The sequence below is a fragment of the Streptococcus sp. SCPM-O-B-15294 (M123) genome (assembly GCF_058200455.1).
The window spans coordinates 1-26,503 of record NZ_JBYQGU010000004.1 but is presented as its reverse complement, the minus strand read 5'-3'; the positions used below and the strand labels follow the sequence as shown (position 1 = coordinate 26,503).

At 41.0% G+C, this 26,503-nt stretch carries 22 protein-coding genes; 19 read left to right on the top strand and 3 right to left on the bottom strand.

The genetic code is table 11. The features are described from left to right. Nucleotides 1–89: 89 nt before the first annotated feature. From ilvA to AC3E8G_RS03855, 3 genes are all read left to right on the top strand, one after another. A complete protein-coding gene (gene ilvA / locus AC3E8G_RS03865) occupies nt 90–1,340 on the top strand; it encodes a threonine ammonia-lyase IlvA (protein WP_233332461.1) in 1,251 nt (416 codons plus the stop codon). Between the two features lie 60 nt (nt 1,341–1,400). Then, on the top strand, nt 1,401–2,288 hold the full coding sequence (locus AC3E8G_RS03860; protein ID WP_023022202.1) for an SPFH domain-containing protein: 888 nt from the start codon (nt 1,401–1,403) through the stop codon (nt 2,286–2,288). 109 nt (nt 2,289–2,397) lie between these two features. Then, nucleotides 2,398–2,613 (top strand): capsule biosynthesis transcriptional regulator, encoded by a 216-nt coding sequence (locus tag AC3E8G_RS03855; protein WP_006594972.1) that lies wholly within the window; start codon nt 2,398–2,400, stop codon nt 2,611–2,613. A 195-nt stretch (nt 2,614–2,808) separates the two neighbouring features. On the opposite strand, the gene AC3E8G_RS03850 is transcribed toward AC3E8G_RS03855, so the two are convergent. Beyond that, nucleotides 2,809–3,549: an amino acid ABC transporter ATP-binding protein gene (locus AC3E8G_RS03850; protein ID WP_009732258.1), complete on the bottom strand. Its 741-nt coding sequence runs from the start codon at nt 3,547–3,549 to the stop codon at nt 2,809–2,811. Then, nucleotides 3,549–5,123 (bottom strand): ABC transporter substrate-binding protein/permease, encoded by a 1,575-nt coding sequence (locus tag AC3E8G_RS03845; RefSeq protein WP_233332459.1) that lies wholly within the window; start codon nt 5,121–5,123, stop codon nt 3,549–3,551. The genes AC3E8G_RS03850 and AC3E8G_RS03845 overlap by 1 nt, the downstream gene beginning before the upstream one ends. Nucleotides 5,124–5,243: 120 nt before the next feature. Between AC3E8G_RS03845 and AC3E8G_RS03840 the strand changes: the two genes are divergently transcribed. The 10 genes from AC3E8G_RS03840 (at nt 5,244) to AC3E8G_RS03795 (ending at nt 16,325) form a co-directional block, all read left to right on the top strand. Next, nucleotides 5,244–7,151, top strand: coding sequence for a DUF2207 family protein (locus AC3E8G_RS03840; RefSeq protein WP_490677071.1), 1,908 nt, complete (start codon nt 5,244–5,246; stop codon nt 7,149–7,151). A gap of 312 nt (nt 7,152–7,463) precedes the next feature. Next, nucleotides 7,464–8,300, top strand: coding sequence for an undecaprenyl-diphosphate phosphatase (locus AC3E8G_RS03835; RefSeq protein WP_233332455.1), 837 nt, complete (start codon nt 7,464–7,466; stop codon nt 8,298–8,300). Nucleotides 8,301–8,464: 164 nt separating this feature from the next. Further along, complete coding sequence (gene mecA, locus AC3E8G_RS03830) at nt 8,465–9,211, top strand: adaptor protein MecA (RefSeq protein ID WP_233332451.1); 747 nt, start codon at nt 8,465–8,467, stop codon at nt 9,209–9,211. Next, on the top strand, nt 9,208–10,365 hold the full coding sequence (locus tag AC3E8G_RS03825; RefSeq protein ID WP_233332450.1) for a glycosyltransferase family 4 protein: 1,158 nt from the start codon (nt 9,208–9,210) through the stop codon (nt 10,363–10,365). The genes mecA and AC3E8G_RS03825 overlap by 4 nt, the downstream gene beginning before the upstream one ends. Nucleotides 10,366–10,451: 86 nt before the next feature. After that, nucleotides 10,452–11,222, top strand: coding sequence for a Fe-S cluster assembly ATPase SufC (gene sufC / locus AC3E8G_RS03820; protein ID WP_048692034.1), 771 nt, complete (start codon nt 10,452–10,454; stop codon nt 11,220–11,222). Nucleotides 11,223–11,263: 41 nt separating this feature from the next. After that, the gene (gene sufD, locus AC3E8G_RS03815; RefSeq protein ID WP_233332448.1) at nt 11,264–12,526 is read left to right on the top strand and encodes a Fe-S cluster assembly protein SufD; all 1,263 of its coding nucleotides are present in this window, start codon (nt 11,264–11,266) and stop codon (nt 12,524–12,526) included. Between the two features lie 2 nt (nt 12,527–12,528). Next, a complete protein-coding gene (locus tag AC3E8G_RS03810) occupies nt 12,529–13,755 on the top strand; it encodes a cysteine desulfurase (protein ID WP_485770137.1) in 1,227 nt (408 codons plus the stop codon). Further along, nucleotides 13,742–14,176: a Fe-S cluster assembly sulfur transfer protein SufU gene (sufU, locus tag AC3E8G_RS03805; RefSeq protein WP_490677070.1), complete on the top strand. Its 435-nt coding sequence runs from the start codon at nt 13,742–13,744 to the stop codon at nt 14,174–14,176. The genes AC3E8G_RS03810 and sufU overlap by 14 nt, the downstream gene beginning before the upstream one ends. 144 nt (nt 14,177–14,320) lie before the next feature. After that, entirely contained in the window at nt 14,321–15,733 is a 1,413-nt protein-coding gene (gene sufB, locus AC3E8G_RS03800) for a Fe-S cluster assembly protein SufB (protein WP_006594961.1), read from the top strand. Nucleotides 15,734–15,752: 19 nt separating this feature from the next. Further along, entirely contained in the window at nt 15,753–16,325 is a 573-nt protein-coding gene (locus tag AC3E8G_RS03795) for a hypothetical protein (RefSeq protein WP_490677069.1), read from the top strand. A gap of 66 nt (nt 16,326–16,391) precedes the next feature. On the opposite strand, the gene pbp3 is transcribed toward AC3E8G_RS03795, so the two are convergent. After that, the gene (pbp3, locus tag AC3E8G_RS03790; protein ID WP_490677068.1) at nt 16,392–17,633 is read right to left on the bottom strand and encodes a D-alanyl-D-alanine carboxypeptidase PBP3; all 1,242 of its coding nucleotides are present in this window, start codon (nt 17,631–17,633) and stop codon (nt 16,392–16,394) included. 174 nt (nt 17,634–17,807) lie between these two features. On the opposite strand from pbp3, the gene AC3E8G_RS03785 reads away from it, so the two are divergent. From AC3E8G_RS03785 to AC3E8G_RS03760, 6 genes are all read left to right on the top strand, one after another. Continuing rightward, nucleotides 17,808–19,772, top strand: a complete 1,965-nt coding sequence (locus tag AC3E8G_RS03785; RefSeq protein ID WP_272080723.1) for a peptide ABC transporter substrate-binding protein — start codon at nt 17,808–17,810, stop codon at nt 19,770–19,772. 180 nt (nt 19,773–19,952) lie between these two features. Then, nucleotides 19,953–21,938, top strand: coding sequence for a peptide ABC transporter substrate-binding protein (locus AC3E8G_RS03780; protein ID WP_223363921.1), 1,986 nt, complete (start codon nt 19,953–19,955; stop codon nt 21,936–21,938). Nucleotides 21,939–22,002: 64 nt separating this feature from the next. Then, the gene (locus tag AC3E8G_RS03775) at nt 22,003–23,502 is read left to right on the top strand and encodes an ABC transporter permease (protein WP_490677067.1); all 1,500 of its coding nucleotides are present in this window, start codon (nt 22,003–22,005) and stop codon (nt 23,500–23,502) included. Next, nucleotides 23,502–24,428, top strand: coding sequence for an oligopeptide ABC transporter permease OppC (gene oppC / locus AC3E8G_RS03770; RefSeq protein WP_048692005.1), 927 nt, complete (start codon nt 23,502–23,504; stop codon nt 24,426–24,428). The genes AC3E8G_RS03775 and oppC overlap by 1 nt, the downstream gene beginning before the upstream one ends. 11 nt (nt 24,429–24,439) lie before the next feature. Then, nucleotides 24,440–25,507 (top strand): ABC transporter ATP-binding protein, encoded by a 1,068-nt coding sequence (locus tag AC3E8G_RS03765; protein ID WP_490677066.1) that lies wholly within the window; start codon nt 24,440–24,442, stop codon nt 25,505–25,507. A gap of 9 nt (nt 25,508–25,516) precedes the next feature. Further along, on the top strand, nt 25,517–26,440 hold the full coding sequence (locus AC3E8G_RS03760) for an ATP-binding cassette domain-containing protein (protein ID WP_048714745.1): 924 nt from the start codon (nt 25,517–25,519) through the stop codon (nt 26,438–26,440). The last annotated feature ends 63 nt before the right edge of the window (nt 26,441–26,503 follow it).

The following is a 26,503-nucleotide window of genomic DNA, read 5'->3' as shown; positions in this document are numbered from 1 at the left end:
GTGATTTTTCTGAAAATTTGGAAAACACGCTGAAATTTTTGCAGTCTTTTGATATAATTAGATGAAATAAGGAGAAGAAGAGGAAGATCATGATAACATCGAAAGATATCATAAAAGCCCATAAGGTCTTAAAGGGTGTGGTTGTTGAGACTCCCTTAGATTATGATCATTATTTATCCGAAAAGTATGGAGCGAAAATCTACTTAAAGAAAGAAAATGCGCAGCGGGTTCGTTCCTTTAAGATTCGTGGAGCCTATTACGCGATTTCTCAGTTGAATGAGAAAGAGAGAGAGCGAGGAGTAGTCTGTGCCTCGGCGGGCAATCACGCTCAAGGAGTTGCCTACACCTGCCGGGAAATGAAAATACCAGCGACCATCTTTATGCCGATTACGACACCTCAGCAAAAGATTAGCCAGGTTCGTTTCTTCGGTGGAGAGTACGTGACCATTAAATTAGTAGGAGATACTTTTGATGCTTCTTCTAAGGCGGCGCAGGAATATACTGAACTTAAAAACTGTACCTTCATTGATCCATTTGATGATGCCAATGTCCAAGCGGGTCAAGGAACTGTAGCCTACGAAATTCTAGAGGAAGCTAAAAAAGAATCCATTGACTTCGATGCGGTGTTAGTACCGGTTGGTGGGGGAGGCCTCATCGCCGGAGTATCCACCTATATCAAGGAACAAGCGCCGGAAATCGAGGTTATTGGAATTGAAGCAGATGGGGCTCGGTCGATGAAGGCAGCCTTTGAAGCTGGAGGCCCGGTAAAACTCAAACAGATTGATAAGTTTGCGGATGGGATTGCTGTTCAAAAGGTAGGCCAGTTGACTTATGAGGCAACGAAAAAAAATGTTGAGACCTTGATTGGCGTCAACGAGGGTTTGATATCTGAGACCTTGATTGATCTTTATTCTAAGCAAGGCTTGGTTGCAGAACCAGCTGGAGCTGCCAGTGTAGCGGCTTTAGAAGTATTGAGAGAGTATATCAAAGGGAAGACCATTTGTTGTGTGATTTCTGGTGGGAACAATGATATTAACCGGATGCCAGAGATGGAAGAGCGAGCTTTGATCTATGATGGTATTAAACACTACTTCATCGTCAACTTCCCGCAACGTCCAGGAGCTCTTCGAGAATTTGTAAATGATATCTTAGGCCCAAATGACGATATCACGCGGTTTGAGTACATCAAACGAGCAAGTAAGGGGACTGGCCCAGTCTTGATTGGTGTCACTTTGGCAGATAAGCATGATTATGCAGGTCTGATCAATCGGATTGAACAATTTGACCCTTCTTTCATTAACTTAAACGGAAATGAAACCCTCTATAACATGTTGGTATGATGGCTTCTTTAACAAAGAGTCACTTCAAAAAAGTAATAAAATATAAAGGAGAATCAGTAAATGATTTGGATTTTTCTATTGGCTATTCTAGTAGTTGGAGCTACTGTATTCATTAGCTCACTCTATGTGGTGAAACAACAATCTGTTGCAATTATTGAGCGTTTTGGACGCTATCAAAAGATCAGCAACAGTGGGATTCATGTCCGTGCACCATTTGGAATCGATAAAATTGCTGCGCGTGTGCAATTGCGTCTCTTGCAAAGCGAGATTGTAGTCGAAACGAAGACACAAGATAACGTATTCGTTACTATGAATGTCGCGACACAATACCGTGTAAATGAAAACAATGTAACGGATGCTTACTACAAATTGATGCGTCCAGAAGCTCAGATCAAATCTTACATCGAAGATGCTCTGCGCTCATCTGTTCCAAAGTTGACCTTGGATGAATTGTTTGAGAAAAAGGATGAAATCGCCCTTGAGGTTCAAAAACAAGTAGCTGAAGAAATGTCAACCTACGGGTATATCATTGTAAAAACCTTGATTACCAAGGTTGAACCAGATGCTGAAGTGAAGCAGTCAATGAATGAAATCAACGCTGCTCAACGGAAACGTGTGGCTGCTCAAGAATTGGCTGAAGCGGATAAGATTAAAATTGTTACCGCAGCCGAAGCGGAAGCTGAAAAAGATCGCCTTCACGGGGTCGGGATTGCAGAGCAACGGAAGGCCATTGTAGATGGTTTGGCAGATTCTATCAAGGAATTGAAAGACACCAATGTGAATTTGACAGAAGAACAGATCATGTCGATTCTTTTGACCAACCAATATTTGGATACTTTGAATAACTTTGCAGAAAAACAAGGTACCAATACCCTCTTCTTACCAGCAAATCCGGATGGCGTAGAGAATATTCGCACCCAAATCCTCTCAGCTTTAAAAGCTAAATAACAAAATATCTGACTTTTTTAAAATTGTTCGTATTTTCAGCTATTATGGTTGACAAAATATGCAAAAAATTTTATATTAGTATTGGAAATAATAATATAGGAGAAGAATCATGGCTAAATCGAACTTCGAAAAAGTGGAATCAGTTGTTGGTTGGGTACGTGATAAAAAGATCACTGGCTATCGTATCAGTAAAGAAACGAACGCCCGTGAAATGTCTATCATTGCACTTGCGCAAGGTCGTGCAAAAGTGAAAAACATTTCGTTTGAAACTGCGCTTGGCTTGATCGATTTTTATGATAAGAATCATCAAAAATTCGAAAATTAAACTTAGATATAAAAAAGAAGGGAAAAAGCTTCCCTTCTTTTTATATAGTATAAATCAGGATATCGTAGGAAAGTATCACTAGTTTTCTTCATATCTATCAAAGGATTTCAACAAGTTTATGTGTGGAATCATACTTTCAATTGAAGGTATTAAAAAACTCCCTCATCGGAAGGATTTCCAGTGAGGGAGTTTGTTTTAGTTTAAGAAACGTTGTAAGAATTCTTTGGTCCGTTCTTCTTTTGGATTGGTAAAGATTTCTTTCGGATCACCTTGTTCAGCGATGACCCCCTTGTCCATAAAGATAACACGACTTGAGACGTCTCGTGCAAATTCCATTTCGTGGGTGACCACGATCATGGTTAAGCCTTCTTTGGCTAAGTCTTGCATAATTTTAAGAACTTCTCCGACCATTTCAGGGTCCAGAGCAGAGGTTGGTTCATCGAACAAAATGGCATCCGGATCCATAGAGAGGGCCCGAGCGATAGCGACCCGTTGTTTTTGTCCTCCTGAAAGTTGTTTTGGACGAGCAGCCCAATAAGGTTCTCCCATACCAACTTTCTCTAAATTCGCTTTAGCAATCTTCTCAGCCGTTTCTCTGTCCCGTTTTAGGACAGTTGTCTGAGCGACAATGGTGTTTTCTAAGACATTTAAGTTTTCAAATAGGTTGAAGCTTTGGAAAACCATGCCCAATTTTTCCCGATAGTGGGTGAGATCATAGTCAGGATCAAGAACGTTTTGCCCCCGGTAGAGGATTTCCCCATCAGTCGGTGTCTCTAAGAGATTGATGGAGCGAAGGAAGGTAGATTTCCCACTACCAGAGCTCCCAATGATGGAGATTACTTCACCCTTCTCAACAGAAAGAGAGATGTCCTTCAAAACTTCGTTTTGACCGTAGGATTTTTTTAAGTGTTTGATTTCAAGTATTTTTTCTGCCATTATTTCACCTCTTTGACTTGCATTTGATTGGCACCAGTAGTATAGGTATCAGAATCTAAGCGACGTTCGATGTAACGAAGGATACGGGTGATAGTGAAAGTCAGGATAAAGTAAATAACCGCAATAATCGTAAAGGTTGGGAAGTATTTGAAATTCTGTGTTGCAACTGTATTTCCTGTAAAGTAAAGTTCGACCACGGAGATAACGTTCAAGACAGATGTATCCTTGATGTTGATGACAAATTCATTCCCTGTCGCTGGCAAGATATTCCGAACGACCTGAGGAAGGACGACCTTACGCATGGTTTGTCCATGGGTCATTCCTAGAGCGGTAGCCGCTTCAAACTGACCAGTATCCACTGCTAAGATTCCTCCACGAACAATCTCACTCATATAAGCCCCTGTATTGATCGAAACAATAAAGATAGCCGCCCAGGTACGATCCAAGGAAATGTTGAAGGCTTGGGCTGAACCGTAGAAAATAACCATGGATTGAACAATCATCGGAGTTCCACGGAAGATTTCAATGTAGACATTGAGGAACCAACCGAAGAATTTTTGCAAGGCGGCGAGGGCCTTGTTCTTAGACATAGGGGCAGTTCGGAAGACACCAATTAACAAACCGATAATCAACCCAGCAATGGTTCCCGTCATGGAGATGAGGAGGGTCATTCCAGTTCCACGCAAGAACTGTGGACCGCTTTCTTTTAAGATGTTTACTACTTGGTCAAAGAAAGGTTCCTTGCTTTCACTAGTATCTGTTGAAACAGGTTGTTTTGTAACCATGTCATCCATCAGTTTGACTTGGTCTTCAGATGAAATATTGGCTAGTGCCGCATTGACTTGGTCAAGTCTAGTGTCACCCTTCTTCATCCCGATAGCGATGGTCGCATCTTCTTCTCCAACTTCAAATCCTTTTTTGAATTGGATCATCTTAAATTTAGGATTAGCGGACTCGGCGGTAAGGGCTTCGGGACGCTCAGAAACATAGGCATCGATAACGCCAGATTCTAAAGCTTGACGCATCTGGGCAAAGTCGCCCATCGCAGTCACTTTTTTGGCCCCTTTTAATTGCGAGATGAGATTATATAGGTAGACCCCTTGTTGAGAGGTGACCTTTGCATTCTTAAAGTCATCTAGACTAGTGGCATTCGCATAGTTTCCATCTTTACGTACCAGCATGACTGGCTCACTGGTATAGTAGCTATTTGAAAATGCTACTTCTTTTTTACGCTCTTCAGTAGGGCTCATCCCGGCGACGATCATATCGATTTTTCCAGATGAGAGAGCTGGGATAAGTCCATTCCAAGATGTTTTTACAATTAGTGGTTTTTTTCCAAGCTTCTCAGCTACTTTTTTGGCAATTTGAACATCATATCCATTGGCATATTGGTTGGTGCCATCAATCTTCACGGCTCCATTTGAGTCATCTTCTTGAGTCCAGTTGAAAGGAGCATAAGCCGCCTCCATACCAATACGCAGATATTCATCTTCTTTTGAACCTTGAGTCATTGCCAGAAAAATGAATAGTACTGTCAATATTCCGGCAAAGACTCCAATGATAGTTTTTTTCATGTAGTCTCCTCTTCCTTTATAAATAGTATCATCTTATTGTACAGGAAATTGGTCTACTTTTCAAACCTGATAGCCTTTTCATGAAAAAATGCTATAATAAACCAAAGGAGTATAGGGGAAATGAAAAAAATTCTGTATGTTCTATTGGCAGTGTTGGCCTGTCTATTTGTAACAGGTTTTGTAAAAGCGGATGGTCCTTCCTATGAGGTTCAGTCTTATCGGGGGACTCTTACCTTGGAAACTTGGGATGATGCTACCTATGAGGAAGAATTGGTCTATCATTTTACAACTTCCTATAATGGTCAATATGTCACCTTGGGAAGTGCGGGTAAAATGCCTCAAGGTTTTGAAATAGTCATTCCTCCTTTGGTGGAAGTGGAAGGTAGAACCTTGTCGCAAGAACCAGAAGTTCATAATTTAGGCGATGGTTATCAGGTAAAGATTTATAACGGCGGAAGTGCAGGGGATACTGTCAAGATAAAGGTTATCTGGCGCTTAAAAAACCTGCTCTATGTTCACCAAGATATCCTATTATTGAACTGGAAACCAATCAGTGATGGGGATCAAGAGGTCAAAAAAGTAGAGTTACAGGTTATCCCGAAATTTGCCACGCCTGCCTCGAAGTCGGAACTGAATATCCATACGGCTTATTTGGGGGCTGAGGCAACTGTTCAGAAAGAAGAAGCAAACTATAAGGCTACTCTAGAGAATCTGAAACGAAAAGAAGGTGTTGAAATTTATGCTTACTGGCGGAAATCGGATGTAGCTTCCTTTGGGGAATCCTATCGCGATACAGGTTTGATGGAGGAGTCCAACTATCATCGGACGGAAGCAGGAATTGTTCAAAAACGGACCTGGATTCGCTTATTTATGAAGGTCCTACTCCCAATCCTTATTCTGTTCATCCTTCTTCTTGCTATTTATTATCGTCATCAATTCATGCAATCTGTGACTTCTACCAGAGTTTTCCCAAAAAATAGCCGCTTGTATGAGATTCCAAATGACGTTGCGCCTCTACTAATGGCCTCGATTGTATACTCTACAGAGCTAGATGAGATTTCTCCAACCAAAAAACATGCTCGGGGCGCCTTTAAATTTGATCAGTTGGTGCAAGCAACCTTACTTGATTTGATTGATCGAAAAAATATCATCTGTGAGCAATACGACACTCATACAGTTTTAACCATTCAAAATGAAGATACATTGGATGAATTTGAGCGCGAATTTCTTAGACTAGCTTTCGGTTCTCAAAAATATTGTAGAACAGATGACTTGTTTTCAGATTATGAAATTTCGGATTCTCTCTATAAATATGCCTCTGAGAAAGAGCAAGATGCCATTCGCAAGCGAGGAAAACAAGCGCAAGATCGGATTGATGCAGCGATTTCTCGTGTCGCTCAGGCAGTTCAACAAAAGATCCAAACCTTTGCCCTTTCTCCTTGCTACCGTCCTTTAGAGGTAGGGGAGGATCGTGCAGGCCGTATGTGTCTCTTCTTTGGATGGGCTGCGTGGAGCATTGCTTTGGTAGCCGGCCTAATTGCTTATTTCATCTTGAATTGGCTCTCTATCTTTTGTGTGATCTATGTGTTGGTAATGTGGATTCTTCCGGCATCCTTCCAAGGGAAGTTCACCCTCTATCGACGGGATGGAGTCCCAACGGACCTCGGTGCAGAACAGCGCTATTACTGGGATAGCTTCCGTAATATGTTGCGGGATATCGCTCATTTGGAAGAAGCAGAAGTTCAATCGCTGGTTTTATGGAATCGCTTATTAGTCTATGCTACTCTGTTTGGTTTTGCAGATCAAGTAAGTAAAGTGATGAAACTTCGTCAAATCCACCTAGACAACCCAAGTATGGATGCCTATGTCTACACTCCATTTCGTAGTAATCTGATCCATTCCAGCCATCTCTTATCTACTTATGGAACGACCGCGACAACTGCTAGTCATTTTACAGTATCTTCGGGTGGTAGTTCTGGTGGTGGCTTCTCTGGTGGCGGTGGCGGCGGTGGCTTCGGTGCTTTTTAGAGTCGAAAAGTGCTAGCTAGCCACAGTTGTGTGTATAATTTTATAGAAGAGGCTGGGACAAAAGTCCTAGCCTCTCAATTATTTTGGGATTGTTGAGCAAGACGCAGTGGTTGAGTGGGCTCTACTACGCTGATTTCATCAGCTTTTACAGCCCTACTCAACTGTGCGGAGGTGGGACGACGAAATCGAATTCTAACGAATTACCGATTTCTGTCCCACTCTCTTTTTTAGTCTATGTATCCTTGCAAGCACATCTGGTTCTATGGCTAGAAATGTGTTATAATATAGCAAATGTAAGTTTAGGAGAAGAAGATGCTTATCATTGAAGTGATAAAAGCGATTCTTTTTGGAATCGTTGAAGGAGTCACCGAGTGGCTTCCAATCTCAAGTACAGGTCATTTGATTTTGATCCAAGACTTTATTCAGTTTAAGGATCAGAACCCTGCCTTTATGGAGATGTTTAATGTTGTTATTCAGCTTGGTGCTATTATGGCCGTCGTCGTGATTTACTTCGACAAGCTTTATCCATTTAAGCCTGGAAAATCGAAAAAAGAGGTGAGACGGACTTGGCAATTGTGGGCCAAGGTTGCTGTAGCGACCCTACCTTTGCTCTTTGTCTTTAAATTGGATGATTGGTTTGAAGCTCATTTTCATAACTCTTTTTCTGTAGCCATCATGCTGATCACCTATGGGTGGGCCTTTATTTACCTTGAAAAACGGGAGCAAGTAGAGCCAGAAGTGACGGAATTACACAAGTTGCCTTATAAGACTGCTCTCTATATTGGTTTGTTCCAAGTCTTGTCACTTTTCCCAGGGACCAGTCGGTCAGGTGCAACGATTGTAGGTGGTTTGGTCAATGGAGTTAGCCGCTCAGTTGTGACAGAATTTACCTTCTATCTGGGGATTCCTGCTATGTTTGGAGCTAGTCTATTAAAGGTCGCTAAGTTTGTCTTGGGAGGAAATGCTTTAAGCTTCAGCCAAGGAACGATCCTTTTGGTCGCTATGGCAGTTGCCTTCGGAGTCAGTATGGTAGCAATTCGCTTCTTGACAGATTATGTTAAAACTCATGACTTCACGGTTTTTGGAAAATATCGGATTGTTTTGGGAGCGATTTTGCTGGTCTATGCAGTAATTAAAATCTTTATCTAACCATGAGATAGGAGTGCTTCTTCTTTCTCTTCAAATGGCTATGTTTGAGGGGGGAGGAAGTGCTCTTTTGTTTAAGTTTTTTCATATCTGAGATGGGGGGTCATGTTTTGAAAAATATGTCCCTTTTTAGTATAATAGAAAGACTAACAGTATGAGGTGCAGTCATGAAGATGAAGCAAATCAGTGATTCAACCATTAAAATCACGATTCAATTAGAGGATTTGGAGGAACGAGGCATGGAAATGGCTGATTTTTTGGTGCCTCAAGAAAAAACAGAAGAATTTTTCTATACCATCTTAGATGAATTGGAAATGCCAGAAAGCTTCTTAGACAGTGGCATGTTGAGTTTCCGAGTGACTCCTAAGCCGGATAAGCTCGATGTTTTTGTGACCAAATCAAAAATTGATCAGCATCTAAATTTTGAAGACTTTTCCGACTTGCCTGATATGGAAGAATTGTCGCAAATGTCTCCAGACGAATTTATCAAGACCTTGGAAAAAACCATCTCTGAAAAGAGTAAGGGAGACGGCGATGCTATCCGTCATTTAGAAGCTGAGGAATTGGCTGATGAGAATCAGCTTTCAGAAGAAGATACACAGAATCATCCAGTAGATACACGGTATATTTATTATATCCTCCAGTTCTCTCAGTTAGAAGAAGTGATTCGGTTTACAAAGACAGTTCATTATGCGGTCGAGACTTCGGAACTTTATAAAATGGACGGGGTTTACTATTTAACCGTCTTGATTGATTTGGAAGGGTGCCCGCAAGATTATCCAGGTTGGCTCTTGGCAACCATGCGTGAATATGCGGAAGATACAGATACTACTAGAGCTGTCCTCCAGGAACATGGCCATCTCTTGCTCGTCTCAGATGCTATTCACGAACTTCAAAAGGTTAATTTGGTATGATTACTTTTCCATTACAATTTATCCTGGTCCTGATTGCAACTTTTTTGATCAGTTTGATTCTAACTCCCTTTGTGAGGTTATTGGCCTTTAAAATAGATGCCGTAGACTATCCAAATGCGCGTCGGATCAATAAAAAACCAATGCCCAGCGCTGGTGGTTTAGCCATTCTTCTTGCTTTCACCATTGCAACCGTGGTATTGCTACCGATGATTACCAAAGGCTATGTAGCTAAGACATCTTATCTGACCTATACTTTACCAGTTGTCGTTGGAGGATGGATTATAGGTTTGACTGGTTTAATCGATGATATAAAAGAATTATCGCCGCGGTTAAAGATGCTGGGGATTTTCCTAGGGGCTAGTGTGATCTGGTTCTTTACAGATTTTCGCTTAAATGATTTCAAGATCCCTTTTGGAGGGCCATTTCTTCATTTTGATCCCTGGTTGTCCTATATTTTAACAGTCGTTTGGATCATTTCGATTACCAATGCAGTCAATTTGATTGATGGGTTGGATGGCCTGGTCAGTGGGGTTTCGATTATTTCCTTGGTGACGATGGGGATTGTTTCTCATTTCTTTCTCCCAGTGCCCAATCTCTTTCTGACTATGACGATTTTTGTCTTAGTCATGGCCATTGCTGGTTTCTTCCCCTTTAATTATCATCCAGCGATTCTTTATTTGGGGGATACAGGTGCCCTCTTCATTGGTTTTATGATCTCTGTTTTGTCCTTGCAAGGTCTTAAGAATGCGACGGCAGTTGCGGTTGTCACGCCGATGATTATCTTGGGAGTTCCCATTACGGATACCTTTTTAGCGATTGTTCGTCGGACTCTCTCTGGCCAGAAGTTCTATGCCCCAGACCGGAATCACTTGCACCATCGCCTACTTTCTTTGGGCTTAACGCATCGTGGAACTGTCTTGGTCATCTATGGAATTTCGATGATTTTTGCTATGATTTCTCTTCTATTGAATATTTCGACTCGTATTGGTGGCGTTCTGCTTGTCATCGGTTTGGTATTAGGAGTTGAATTATTAGCAGAATTGATTGGAGTCTTAGGTCCGAACCATAGTCCGCTCCTCAATTGCTTACGCTATATCGGAAATTCTGCCTATCGAGAGGAAGTTCGACAAAATAGAAAAAACAAGACTAAATAAGAACGATTCTAAACACCAGAAAAGCCTTTTAGGCTTTTTTTTGTTATACTAGATAAGACAAAACTCTATAGCAGAAAGGAATACAAATGTCAGTATTAGAGATTAAAGATCTTCATGTAGAAATTGAAGGCAAGGAAATTTTAAAAGGCGTGAACTTGACCCTTAAAACAGGGGAAATTGCAGCCATCATGGGACCTAACGGGACAGGGAAATCAACCCTATCTGCAGCCATCATGGGGAACCCAAACTATGAAGTGACCAAGGGTGAAATTCTATTTGATGGAGTGAATATCCTTGAATTGGAAGTGGATGAACGTGCTCGCATGGGCCTTTTCTTGGCTATGCAATACCCATCAGAAATTCCAGGAATTACCAATGCTGAATTCCTTCGTGCAGCCATGAATGCGGGCAAAGAAGAGGATGAAAAAATTTCTGTTCGTGATTTCATCACAAAATTGGACCAGAAAATGGAACTCCTCAATATGAAGGAAGAAATGGCAGAACGCTATTTGAACGAAGGTTTCTCAGGTGGTGAGAAGAAACGCAATGAGATTCTGCAATTGTTGATGTTGGAACCGAAGTTTGCCCTTCTTGATGAGATTGACTCCGGTTTGGATATTGATGCCCTTAAAGTAGTTTCAAAAGGGGTCAATGAAATGCGTGGCGAAGGTTTTGGTGCCATGATTATTACCCACTACCAACGTCTTTTAAACTACATTACTCCTGATGTGGTTCACGTGATGATGGAAGGTCGTGTTGTCCTTTCAGGTGGTCCTGAACTTGCTGTGCGTTTGGAGCGTGAAGGATACGCGAAATTAGCAGAAGAGTTAGGTTACGACTACAAAGAAGAACTCTAATCTTGTGTCCGAAACTGAACAGGATCTTTGAGGAGGAGTAAATGACCAAAGAAAATATCAAACTTTTTTCAGAAATGCATGCAGAGCCCCAATGGTTGCAGGACTTGCGCCAGAAGGCTTTTGATAAAATTGATGATTTAGAACTACCCGTGATTGAACGCGTGAAATTTCATCGTTGGAATCTTGGCGATGGAACGATCACAGAAAGTGAGCCCCTTACTGCTGTGCCAGACTTCACTGCGATTGACAATCAATTAAAATTGGTTCAGCATGGAACTCATACAGTATTTGAACAGATTCCAGTTGACTTGGCCAACCAGGGAGTCATCTTTACAGACTTCCACTCAGCTCTGGAAGTAATTCCAGAGGTCGTAGAAGATTTTTTTATGTCATCCGTTAAATATGATGATGACAAGTTGGCAGCCTACCACACAGCTTATTTCAATAGTGGAGCTGTTCTTTATATTCCAGATCATGTAGAAATCGCGGAGCCAATCGAGGGTGTCTTCTACCAGGATAGTGATAGCGATGTGCCATTTAACAAGCACATCTTGATTATCGCTGGTAAGAACAGTAAGATTAGCTACCTTGAGCGTCTGGAGTCACGTGGTGAGGGTAGTGCTAAAGCAACTGCCAATATCACAGTAGAAGTCATTGCACGTTCAGGTGCGCAAGTGAAGTTTGCTGCGATTGATCGTCTTGGTGAGAATGTCACTGCCTACATTAGCCGCCGTGGGAAACTAGGTAAGGATGCTAGCATTGACTGGGCAATCGGTGTCATGAACGAAGGAAATGTCGTTGCTGACTTTGATAGTGACTTGATAGGAAACGGCAGCCATGCTGACTTGAAGGTCGTAGCCCTATCTAGTGGTCGTCAGGTACAAGGGATTGATACCCGTGTAACCAACTATGGTTGCAATTCGGTAGGGAACATTCTCCAACATGGGGTCATTCTTGAAAAGGCAACCTTGACCTTCAACGGGATTGGCCACATTATTAAAGGAGCAAAAGGGGCAGATGCCCAACAAGAAAGCCGTGTGTTAATGCTTTCTGACCAAGCTCGTTCCGATGCTAACCCAATTCTTTTGATCGATGAAAATGATGTGACTGCAGGTCACGCAGCTTCTATCGGTCAGGTAGATCCAGAAGACATGTACTACCTCATGAGCCGTGGCTTGGATCAGGCAACTGCAGAACGCCTAGTTGTTCGTGGGTTCCTTGGATCAGTGATCGTGGAGATTCCAGTCAAAGAAGTTCGTGAAGAAATGATCCAAACCATTGAAGATAAATTATTGAAGAGATAAACATGATAGATGTCGAAAAGATTCGGAAAGATTTCCCGATTTTAGATCAAATAGTGAATGATGAGCCGCTTGTCTATTTAGATAATGCAGCGACGACACAAAAACCAAAAGCTGTCCTAGAAGCGGTGAATCGCTATTACCAAGAGAATAACGCCAATGTTCACCGCGGGGTTCATACCTTGGCCGAACGGGCGACCGCGTCCTATGAAGCAGCAAGAGAAACTGTCCGTCGTTTTATAAATGCTTCCTCGACCAAAGAGGTCTTGTTTACGAGAGGGACTACGACAGGTTTGAACTGGATTGGGCGGTTTGCAGAGGAAATCCTCGAAGAGGGGGATGAGGTCCTCATCTCTATTATGGAACACCATTCCAACATCCTTCCTTGGCAGGAAGCTTGTCGGAAGACAGGGGCGAAGTTGGTCTATGCCTACTTGAAAGACGGTGGTCTGGATCTAGAGGATTTCCGAGAAAAATTGACAGATCGAACCAAATTTGTTTCCATTACCCATGCTTCTAACGTACTCGGGGTAATTAATCCTATCCAGGAACTCGCTCAATTGGCTCATGAAAAAGGAGCCATTATGGTAGTGGACGGGGCTCAATCAGTCCCGCATATGAAAATTGATGTGCAAAAACTAGATGCAGACTTCTTTGTCTTTTCCGGGCATAAAATGGCTGGACCGACAGGAATTGGAGTCTTGTATGGAAAAGAGCACTATCTCAATCAAATGTCACCTGTTGAATTTGGTGGGGAAATGATTGACTTTGTCTATGAACAATCCGCAACCTGGAAGGAACTCCCTTGGAAATTCGAAGCTGGGACTCCAAATATGGCTGGCGCTATTGGTTTAGCTGCGGCGATTGATTATTTGGAGGCCATTGGCATGGATGCCATTGAGCATCACGAGCAAGACTTGATTGCCTACGTCTTTCCTAAACTTCAAGCGATTGAAGGCTTGAAAATCTATGGCTCCCAAGATTTAGCGAAACGCTCTGGGGTGATCTCCTTCAACTTAGGGGATCTGCATCCTCATGATCTTGCGACCGCCTTGGATTATGAAGGAGTTGCCGTTCGGGCAGGCCACCATTGTGCTCAACCTTTGATCCAGTATTTGGAGGTTCCAGCGACTGCTCGAGTTAGCTTTTATCTCTACAATACAAAGGAAGACTGTGATAAGCTTGTAGAAGCGCTGATAAAAACAAAGGAGTTTTTCAATGGCACTTTCTAAATTAGATAGCCTCTATATGGCTGTAGTAGCTGACCATTCAAAAAATCCCCATCACCATGGAAAGATTGAAGGGGTTGAACAAATCAACTTAAACAATCCAACCTGTGGCGATGTGATTAGTTTGTCTGTTCAGTTTGATGATGAAGGAGTAGTCAAGGACATTGCCTTTGTCAACTCAGGTTGTACGATTTCGACGGCTTCTGCTAGTATGATGACAGACGTTGTCCTAGGAAAATCCAAAGAAGAAGTGCTAGAGTTGGCGACTATTTTTTCAGAAATGGTCCAAGGAAAAGAAGATACTCGTCAAGACCAGTTGGGAGATGCAGCCTTTTTAGCTGGGGTTGCTAAATTTCCACAACGGATCAAGTGCTCGACCCTGGCTTGGAATGCTCTCAAAAAAGCAATCGATGCTCAAGCCTAATGATGAATAAAAGTGATGAAGATTCAAGTCTGTTTTTTAACCGAGCTTCTGGTGAGAAGTGCTATTAACATTCGGCTGCTGATTGTCCAGACTAGAAGAGTAATCACATGGAAAGAGTGCTAAAAAGAAAATGAAAGGAAAGATATGACAGAAGAAAGAGTAGAACCAAAACCAATTGATCTTGGTGAATATAAATTTGGCTTTCACGATGATGTAGACCCAATCTTGTCAACAGGAAAAGGGTTGAATGAATCGGTTATTCGCGAGTTGTCTGCTGCGAAAAATGAGCCAGAATGGATGCTGGAGTTCCGTTTGAAGTCTTATGAAGCATTTAAAAAAATGCCGATGCAAACTTGGGGAGCGGACTTGTCAGATATTGATTTTGATGATTTGATTTATTATCAAAAACCATCTGATAAACCTGCACGTAGCTGGGATGAAGTGCCTGAAAAAATCAAGGAAACATTTGAACGGATTGGTATTCCAGAAGCAGAGCGTGCTTACTTGGCCGGAGCAGCTGCTCAGTATGAGTCTGAAGTAGTTTACCATAACATGAAGGAGGAATTCCAAAAGCTCGGAATTATCTTTACGGACACAGATTCGGCTTTGAAGGAATACCCAGACTTGTTTAAGCAATACTTTGCTAAGTTGGTACCTCCAACGGATAATAAGTTGGCAGCCCTCAACTCAGCTGTTTGGTCAGGTGGGACCTTTATCTATGTACCGAAGGGTGTAAAGGTCGATGTTCCTTTGCAGACCTACTTCCGGATTAATAATGAAAATACCGGTCAGTTTGAGCGGACTTTGATTATTGTTGACGAAGGCGCTAGCGTTCACTATGTAGAAGGATGTACAGCACCGACTTATTCAAGCAACAGCTTGCACGCTGCTATTGTCGAAATTTTTGCCTTGGATGGCGCTTATATGCGTTACACGACTATCCAAAACTGGTCCGACAATGTCTATAACTTGGTAACCAAACGGGCCAAAGCGACTAAAGATGCGACAGTTGAATGGATTGATGGAAACCTCGGGGCTAAAACGACCATGAAATACCCGTCTGTTTATCTGGATGGAGAAGGTGCGCGTGGGACCATGCTTTCTATCGCCTTTGCAAATGCGGGGCAACACCAAGATACAGGTGCTAAAATGATCCACAATGCTCCACATACCAGCTCTTCAATCGTCTCAAAATCCATCGCGAAAGGTGGAGGAAAGGTTGACTACCGTGGACAAGTGACCTTCAATAAAGATTCAGCGAAATCTGTCAGTCACATCGAGTGTGATACCATTATCATGGATGACTTGTCAGCATCAGATACCATTCCGTTTAATGAAATTCACAACTCGCAAGTTGCATTGGAGCACGAAGCTAAGGTTTCTAAGATTTCAGAAGAACAACTATACTACCTCATGAGTCGTGGTTTGTCAGAATCTGAAGCTACTGAGATGATCGTTATGGGATTTGTAGAGCCCTTCACAAAAGAACTACCAATGGAATATGCAGTTGAGCTCAACCGCTTGATTAGCTACGAAATGGAAGGGTCAGTTGGATAAAACCCAAAAGGAGAAGTAAATGGGATTCTTAAAGCGATTGTTTGGAACGATTGAAAAAGTGAATAAGGGAGAAGCACCGATTGAAGAGTTGGATCAGGCATTTGTTTTTGATCTTGAAGCAGAAGCAGATGATTACTGGAGACAAACGGAAGAGCTTCTCTTGATAAACGCTGTCAAGGCTGTTGGTGGTCCCGATGCGGTAGAACGTGCTTTTGTTCTTACCAATTTTAAGAAAAATCAAGAAACCTTTGAGCTCTTTTATCAGGTAGATGGTCAATTACTTTCTTGGCGAGAGATGGACGCAAGTGTTGTAGATAAAATCAGCAATCAACTTCTTCCACAAGCATCAGAAGTTGCCCAAGCAGTAAATGAGAATTATGAAGCTGCCAATGTTCCTGTGATTAGCTATGCCATGCTTCAATTAGAAACGGCGACCATGGCTTGGTTTGGTCGGAAGCTAACAACAGCTACACCTGAAGCTAGCTTAACTTTTGAAGAATTGGTAGCAGGTTGGCGTGCGGTGATTGAACAAGAAATCCCGACTCATCCAATAGACAGCGATACTGCTTTTCCTTATTTCGAAGTTCGATAGAAGTTCTGTTGACAGGAATAAAATAAACAAAAAAAGAGGGTGACCTCTTTTTTTGTTTATGAGCATTTATAGTTTTTCGTTGACGTAACGAACAAATTTATTCCACCATACTTTTAAGAAGAAACTTTTTTGGATATTTTCTCCGCTCACCATTTCCATACTAGGGGCTTTACCTTCGATATACCCTCGACCGATGGGTTCTGGATCAGTGTAGGTAAGGGTTCCGAGAGAAGTACCTTTCTTTATAGGGGCGCTAAATGAAGATTGGCTACTTTTAAAGGTGGTTTTAGGTTCTGCTTGGCTTCCTTGTCGTTCGATCACGATGAAGTCATCCTTGGCGACAGCAGTGGCGCTTGTTTTCTTGCCATCGAGAACTGTTGATTTGCTGTTATTGTAGGCTTCGCCTTTGCTGACAATGAGGCTTGGAACGAAGTTTTGGCTAACGTAATTCATCAGATTGGCTGTTGCAACAAATCGTGCGTAAGGGTCACCATCGATTGCCTCAACACCAATGACAACGGTAATCATTCGAATCCCATTTTGATTAGTAGAGGCTACAAATGAAATCCCCCCTTTTTCGGAATTTCCGGTTTTTAGACCATCTACTCCTGCTCGATAGTTAGGCATATTTTCCAACATATAATTGCCGCTCTCCAATTGAATTCCAGCAAATTCTGCATGGGAGAGGGAGGTGATTTTTGTAACTTCAGGAAAGTCTTCTAGAAGATGTTTTGCGATGACTGCCACATCATAAGCGCTCAGCTTATTTTCGGTATTTTTCTTTTTATTTTCCTCATCCCCATCAATGATAGATTGGTTCAATCCACTAGCATTCACAATCGTCGCATCTGTAATTCCCCAATCTTTGAGCTTTGCTTTCATGAGGAGGACGAATTTTTCTTCGCTACCAGCTACTTTTTCAGCTAAGGCGATGGCGGCACTATTGGCGTTTGATACGAGGAGAGCAGTGAGCAAGTCCTTAACCTTGTATTTACGGGCTTCCATAGGGACGTTGCTGATACCTTCGACAGCGGTTAGTTGATAAGCTTTATCCGAAATATCCACGTCATCAGTTAAAGAGATTTTTCCTTGCTGAATGGCTTCATAGACGAGATAAGTGGTCAAAAGGTTGCTGATTCCGCCAACCTCTTTTTTCTCATCACTATTTTTTTCGTAGAGTATTTTACCTGTTGTCCCATCAATCGCAATAGCATGCTGGGCTCCAAGGTCTAGGTCCTCCGCTTTTACAGGAGAAGTACTGAGAAGGGTAAGAATTAGACAAAGAAGTAAGGTGATTATTTTTTTCACGTTTGAATCCTCGATTGTTTTTTGTCTCTACTATTGTATCATAAAAGAAGGCAACTGCTCTATTCCTATTTTTGCTCTCTTAGGACTCGAAGGTCATAGGCAAATTTGAAAGATAGTTGGTAAAATGGAAGAAATAGTGTATAATGGTAGAAAACCTAACATAAGGAGATAGTGATGAAAGTAAATAAACGGTTCGTACTGGCCGGTGTTTCTCTAGCCAGCGCTCTTCTATTGACAGCCTGCGGTGGTGGAAGCAGCAATCAATCTACTTATTCTTATATTTATTCAACAGATCCAAATACATTGGACTACATTGCATCGACTCGTACAACGACGTCTGATATTACAAGTAACCTTGTTGATGGTTTGTTAGAAAATGATAAATATGGAAATTTAATCCCAAGTTTGGCAGAAGACTGGACAGTTTCAGAAGATGGCTTGGTCTATACTTATAAACTTCGAAAAGATGCCAAATGGTATACCAGTGAAGGGGAAGAGTACGGTGCTGTAACAGCCCACGATTTTGTAACAGGGGTCAAACATGCTGTGGAATCAAAATCTGAAGGTCTCTTCTTAATCCAAAACTCCATTAAAGGTTTGGATGCCTATGCCAAGGGTGAAACAACAGATTTCAAGACAGTTGGCGTGAAAGCCCTAGATGATTACACCGTTCAATATACCTTGGAACGTCCAGAAAGCTTTTGGAATTCTAAGACGACATCAGGTGTCCTTTTCCCAGTTAACGCAGCTTTCTTAGAATCTCAAGGAAAAGACTTTGGTTCTTTAAAACCAAGTAGTATTCTCTATAACGGTCCCTATTATTTGAAGAATTTAACTTCAAAATCTCAAATTGAACTTGTAAAAAATAAAGAATACTATGATGAAAAGAATGTTCATATTGATAATGTGAAGTTGACCTACAATGACGGATCAGATCCAGAATCGGTCATCAAGAAATTCGAAAATGGTCAATATTCATTTGCGACAGTAATGCCAAATAGCTCTACTTATAAGAGTGTGAAAAAGAAATTTGGTGATAATATTGTTTATGGTGTTCAATATGGTACATCTTACTACCTAGGCTTCAATATTGATCGTCAGAAGTATAACCATACAGCCAAAACGACAGATGCTCAAAAATCGTCTACAAAACAAGCGATTTTAAACAAGGATTTCCGTCAAGCCGTCAACTTTGCCTTTGACCGTGAAGCCTATGCAGCTCAAACATCTGGTGCGGATGCGGCGACCAAGATTCTTCGAAACACCTTGGTTCCACCGACTTTTGTTCAAGTAAATGGTGAAGAGTTCGGTAAGGTTGTTGAGAAACAATTGGTGACCTATGGGGATGAGTGGAAAGACGTAAATCTAGATGATGCCCAAACCACTCTCTACAATCAAGAAAAGGCCAAGGCTGAATTTGCAAAAGCTAAAGAACAACTGCAAAAAGAAGGGGTACAATTCCCAATTCATCTGGATTACGTTGTCAGTCAGACAGATAACAGTCAGGTGCAACAAGCTAGCTCCTTCAAACAATCCGTAGAAGCTGTTCTTGGTGCAGACAATGTTGTCGTAGATATTCAGAAATTATCTGATGATGACTTTAACAACATTACCTATTTCACAGATACTGCTGCTGAGAAAGATTATGATCTTGCAGGCGGAGGATGGGTGCCAGACTACCAAGATCCATCTACTTATTTGGAGAGTTTAAGTCCTGTTAACGGTTCTGTTTTCTACTATCTAGGTGTGGATGCAGGTTCGAACAGCCCTGCTATTTCAGCAGTTGATTTCGGGAAGTATGCAGAGCTCTTAAAAGATGCCAATGCAGAAGTGAGTGATCAAGCTGTACGCTATGAGAAATACGCAGCCGCTCAAGCATGGCTAACCGATAGTTCTTTGATCTTGCCAACTGTTTCAAATGGTGGAACGCCAATGTTGCAACGGACTGTTCCGTATAGTCGTGCAGCTTCATGGGTTGGAACAAAAGGTACAGGAACCAACTATAAATATCTTGAACTTTCAGAAGAAGTCATCAAGACAAAGGATTACGATGCAAGTAAAGAAAAATGGTTGAAAGAAAAGGCTGAATCCAATAAAAAAGCCCAAGAAGAATTAAAGAACCACATCGAATCGAAATAGCTGGGATAGTAAGAACGCATAAGTTTATGTAGGGGAAGGAGCCACTAAAAAGGATTGATTTTTTAGACAGTCCTCCGCTTAGTGGCTCCTTTCACTTGCCAAATATTCAGAAAATTTAGTTTACTTTTTGTCTCACTTATGCTATAATTCTATCTAAATTCAATAAAATGGAGACTCAAAATGAAAAAAAGTAAAGTTTTTGCATTTGCCGGAGTAACATTACTCGCAGCAACTTTCCTTGCAGCATGTTCTGGCTCAAAAGATAGCAAGTCTGCATCAAAAAAAGATACAACATATGGTTATGTTTATACAGATGATCCAACAACTTTGGATTACACTGTATCTTCAAAAGCTTCTGTACACGATATTACAACAAACGGTGTAGATGGTTTGTTGGAAAACGACAAATACGGAAATCTTGTACCATCTATTGCTGAAGATTGGTCTGTTTCAAAAGACGGTTTGACTTATACTTACAAAATCCGTAAGGGTGTTAAATGGTATGATGCCGACGGCGAAGAGCATGGCGAAGTAACAGCTCATGACTTTGTTACTGGATTGAAGCATGCGGCAGACAAGAAATCAGAATCTCTTCCATTGGTGAAAGACTCAATCAAAGGATTGAAAGACTACTCAGAAGGAAAAATTTCAGACTTCTCTGAGGTTGGGGTCAAAGCAGTAGATGATTATACGCTTGAATACACCTTGAATCAACCAGAAACTTTCTGGAATTCAAAAACAACTAATGGGGTTCTTTTCCCAATTAGTACAGAATTCTTGAAGAGCAAGGGTGATGAATTTGGTCAACCAGGTAATGTCAAATCAATCTTGTTCAATGGTCCATTCCTTTTGAAATCAATCACTTCTAAATCAGAAATCACTTTTGAGAAGAACGAAGATTACTGGGATAAAGACAACGTTCATATCGACAAGATCAAATTCTCTTATTATGATGGATCAGATCAAGATTCATTGGCGCGTGGCTTTAGTGATGGATCGTACACAGTTGCTCGTCTCTTCCCAGCAAGTTCAAACTTTGCGTCTGTTGAAAAGAAATACAAAGACAATATCTACAACACACAACCTGGAGCTGGTGTAGCAGTCTTTGGTTTCAACATTGACCGTCAAGCATACAACCATACTTCTAAGACGTCAGATGATCAGAAATCTTCTACTAAGAAAGCGATCTTAAACAAGAATTTCCGTCAAGCGATCACATTTGCCTTGAACCGCGAAAATTATTCAGCACAAGTCAATGGTAAAGAATACGCTAAGGCTGCTATTCGAAACATGTACACTGCACCTGCCTTTGTTCAAGTAAACGGTAAAGACTTTGGGGATGTAGTAGCAGACAAGTTGCAAACATATGGAGATCAATGGAGCGGTGTGAATCTTGCAGACGGTCAAAACGGCCTCTATAGCAAGGAAAAAGCAAAAGCTCAATTTGAAAAAGCAAAAGCTGAACTCCAAAAAGAAGGTGTTCAATTCCCAATCCACTTGGATGTTCCAGTTGCACAAAACTCAACAAACTTTGTGTCACGGATGCAATCCTTCAAACAATCAGTTGAAGAAACACTTGGTACAGAAAACGTTGTTGTGGACCTTCAAATGATGGACCAAGATGAAGTCTTGAACATTACATTGAACGTGCCATCAGCTGCAGAAACTGACTGGGATCTTCAAGGGCTTGTAGGATGGAATCCAGACTACGATGATCCATCTACTTACCTTGACACCTTGCAACCATCTTCACCAGACCAAACTAAGACTTACCTTGGATTTGCTGGTGGTGTCGACAATGCTTCTGCTAAAGCAGTCGGTTTAGATGAATTTGCGAAATTGCTTGATGATGCAGAAAAAGAAACGCAAGATGTAGTGACTCGTTACGACAAATTTGCAGCAGCTCAAGCTTGGTTAACAGATAGTGCATTAGTGATTCCAACTATGACAAGTTCAGGTGCTGGAACAGTTGTTTCAAAAGTAGTTCCATTCTCTGGACCTTCATCACAAACAGGTAACAAAGGATCAACTTATTTCAAATATGTTGAAGTTCAAGATGAACCTGTTACTAAAAAACAATATGATCAAGCACGTGAAAAATGGTTGAAAGAAAAAGCTGATTCAAATAAAAAAGCTCAGCAAGAACTAGAAAAACACGTTAAATAATCACCTTCATCAGAACTTTCTCTAATAGGGGAGAAAGTTCTTTTGAACATTAAAGGAACGGAATATGAAAAAATATATATTTATGCGTATTTTACGTTCGTTAGTGTCGATCTTTTTAGTTACGACATTGACGTATACAATTATTTATACGCTAACCCCAAGAAATTTAATTTTCAAAAACGACCCTAACTACAATAAGATTGCAAAGACTAAGGATTCTAAAATCAATTATGAAAACACAGTCTATGATCGTATGGGGTATATAGAATATCTTGATTCAAAAGCTTTGAAAGAAAAAGCAAGCAAGGAAGACTCATCAGTAACTGTAGAGCCTACTAAAGAAAACGAAAAGATCTACAAAAAGTACATTTCTAATCTTGGAAATGGCTGGGTATTGAAACGATTCCCTGAAAACAAAGGCTTTTACGCAACTCGTGAAGTCCCTGTCTTTGAACGTGTTATTGGATTCTACGGCAATCTGATTCAGATTGATCATCCAAATGTCATCAAAGATGCTTCAAATCCAAAACTTGAACGCTATATTCGCATTGAAAATGATCCAGCTATTGGTTGGTCAGTAGTTGGTTCGGGGACTAAACATAAATATCTTTTGTATTTCAATGGTCAATTCCCGTTCATTCATCAAAATTTTGTATCGTTAAACTTGGGTGAATCTTATCCAACTTATTCGAATACGCCAGTTCTTCAGGTTATTACACAAGGACAAGGAACTACCAAGAAGAGTGAAGTAAACTTCCCAACAGGGAAAAAAGAATCTTCTATCAATATCTACTCACGTACTTACAAATCACCAAGCAAGGCAGATGCTCAAGATATTGCCCGCTTTGGTGAAGGAGATGCTTATACAGCAACTTTGAGTAACTATGAAAATCCATCCATGATTGTGAGCTCTTCTATTATCGGCTTGATCGGGATTGCAATTGCTTACTTGATTGCGATTCCATTGGGATCTTACATGGCCTTGTTGAAGAATACATGGTTTGATAGTGCCTCAACAGCTGTCTTGACATTGATGATGGCTCTTCCAACGATTGCCTTGGTCTACATCGTCCGCTTGGTTGGTTCAACAATCGGTCTTCCAGACTCCTTCCCAGTCTTAGGAGCTCAGGACTGGAGATCGTACGTTCTTCCTTCAGTTATCTTGGGACTGTTGAGTGCGCCAGGTTTGGCTGTTTGGATTCGCCGTTATATGATTGACTTGCACTCACAAGACTTTGTCCGTTTTGCACGTGCTAAAGGACTTTCTGAAAAAGAAATTTCACGCAAGCATATCTTCAAAAATGCCATGGTTCCAATCGTTACAGGTATTCCTGTTCAGTTGGTCTTGGTTATCTCAGGGGCAACCTTGACAGAAACCGTCTTTGCCTTCCCTGGTATGGGTAAAATGTTGATTGATTCCATCAAGGCATCGAATAATACCATGGTGGTGGGGCTTGTCTTCATCTTCACCTTTCTTGCTGTATTTGGAGCAATGGCAGGTGATATTCTCATGGTTATGGTAGACCCTCGTATCAAATTGACAACTAAGAAAGGAGGCAAATAATGTCTACAATCGATAAAAAGAAATTCCAATTTGTTGAACGTGACGACTTTGCCTCTGAAACAATTGATGCGCCGTCGTACTCCTACTGGAAATCGGTATTTCGCCAATTTTTCAAAAAGAAATCAACCATTTTTATGTTAGCAGTCTTGGTGGGAATTCTCTTGATGAGTTTTGTTTATCCAATGTTTTCAAACTTTGATTACAATGATGTAAGTAAAGTAAATGATTTCACTGCTCGTTTGAATCCTCCAAGTGCCAAAGCTTTCTTTGGTACAGATAACAATGGTAAATCGTTGTTTGATGGAGTTTGGTTTGGTGCCCGCAATTCGATTATCATCTCTTTCATTGCTACCTTGATCAACGTTGTAATTGGTGTAGTGATTGGTGGGATTTGGGGTGTGTCAAAATCAATCGACCGCTTCATGATGGAAGTTTATAACGTTATTTCAAACGTTCCATTCATGTTGATTGTTATTGTCTTGACTTACTCAATCGGTGCTGGTTTCTGGAACTTGATTTTAGCGATGACGGTAACAGGATGGATTGGGATTGCTTATTCTATCCGTGTCCAAATTATGCGTTACCGTGATTTAGAGTACAACTTGGCCAGCCGTACTTTGGGGACTCCAACTCTAAAAATCGTGACAAAAAATATTTTGCCGCAATTGGTATCTGTTATTGTGACAACAACAACTCAATTGTTGCCAGCCTTTATTTCAACTGAGGCCTTCCTTTCCTTCTTTGGATTGGGATTGCCAATTACAGTTCCAAGTTTAGGTCGTCTGATTTCAGACTACTCACAAAACGTAACAACCAATGCGTATCTTTTCTGGATTCCACTGACTGTCTTAGTCTTGGTATCCTTGTCATTCTATATCGTTGGACAAAACCTTGCAGATGCCAGCGATCCACGTACACATAGATAGGAGGAGTAGGTATGACAAATGATAAAAATGTAATCTTATCTGCTCGCGATATCGTAGTAGAATTTGATGTTCGGGATCGTGTCTTAACAGCCATTCGCAATGTGTCCATAGACCTTGTTGAAGGTGAAGTCATGGCACTTGTTGGTGAATCAGGTTCTGGTAAATCTGTTTTGACAAAAACCTTCACAGGAATGTTAGAAGACAACGGACGAATTGCCAATGGTAGCATTAATTATCGTGGGCAAGAATTAACAGAACTCAAGTCAAACAAAGACTGGGAAGATATCCGCGGTGCAAAAATTGCAACAATCTTCCAAGATCCAATGACCAGTTTGGACCCGATTAATACAATCGGATCACAAATTACGGAAGTTATTATTAAACACCAAGGTAAGAGTGCCAAAGAAGCCAGAGAAATGGCCATTGATTATATGGAAAAGGTTGGAATCCCAGAAGCGGAACGTCGCTTTGATGAATATCCTTTCCAATATTCAGGTGGGATGCGCCAACGGATTGTTATTGCTATTGCGCTTGCTTGTCGCCCAGATATCTTGATCTGTGATGAGCCTACAACGGCCCTTGACGTAACCATCCAAGCTCAAATCATTGACTTGTTGAAATCATTGCAAAAAGAATATAACTTTACAACAATCTTTATCACTCACGACTTAGGAGTGGTGGCAAGTATTGCAGATAAGGTTGCTGTAATGTATGCTGGTGAAATTGTAGAATTTGGTAAAGTAGAAGAAATCTTCTACGACCCAAGACATCCTTATACATGGAGTCTCCTTTCAAGTTTGCCACAATTGTCTACATCTAAAGGTGATCTATATTCTATCCCAGGGACTCCCCCATCATTATATTCACCAGTAAAAGGGGATGCATTTGCTTTGCGTTCAGACTATGCGATGCAAATTGATTTCGAGGAACATCCACCAGTCTTCAATGTTTCTGATACACATTGGGCTAAAACATGGCTCTTACATGAAGATGCACCAAAAGTCAATAAACCAGAAATTATTGATAATCTTCATGAAAAGATTAGTGCGAAAATGGGATTCACTACAATCAAGGACTAGGAGAAGGAAATGACAGAAAAATTAATAGAAGTTAAAGATCTAGAAATTTCCTTCGGTGAAGGAAGTAAAAAATTTGTAGCTGTAAAGAATGCAAATTTCTTCATCAACAAAGGGGAAACATTTTCTCTTGTTGGTGAGTCTGGTAGTGGAAAGACGACAATTGGTCGTGCAATCATTGGTTTGAATGACACTAGTGCAGGTGACATCCTTTATGATGGCAAAAAAATCAATGGGAAGCAATCGCGCAAGGATGAAAATGAATTAATCCGTAAAATTCAAATGATCTTCCAAGACCCAGCTGCAAGTTTGAATGAGCGTGCAACAGTCGACTACATTATTTCAGAAGGTTTGTACAATTATCACCTATTCGAAAATGAAGAAGACCGAGTACGTAAAGTAAAAGAGATTATGCATGAAGTGGGGCTTCTAGCAGAGCATTTAACTCGTTATCCTCATGAATTCTCTGGTGGACAACGCCAGCGGATTGGGATCGCTCGTGCCTTGGTAATGGAACCAGAATTTGTTATCGCAGACGAGCCAATTTCAGCCCTTGACGTATCCGTACGTGCGCAAGTTTTAAATCTCCTTAAGAAATTCCAAAAAGAGTTGGGCTTGACCTATCTCTTTATCGCACACGATCTTTCAGTCGTTCGATTTATCTCTGATCGTATTGCGGTTATTTACAAAGGAGTTATTGTAGAAGTAGCTGAAACGGAAGAATTGTTTAATAATCCAATTCATCCATACACACAATCTCTACTATCTGCTGTTCCAATTCCAGATCCAATTCTAGAACGCAAAAAAGTTCTGAAAGTTTATGATCCTGATCAACATGATTATTCAACCGACAAACCAGAAATGGTTGAAATCAAACCTGGACATTACGTTTGGGCAAATAAAGCAGAACAGAAAAAATATAAAGAACTTGTATAATCATAAGAAAACGAGAAGAATACGCTTCTCGTTTTCTATTTTTTTAAAAAAAGAAAAACTTTT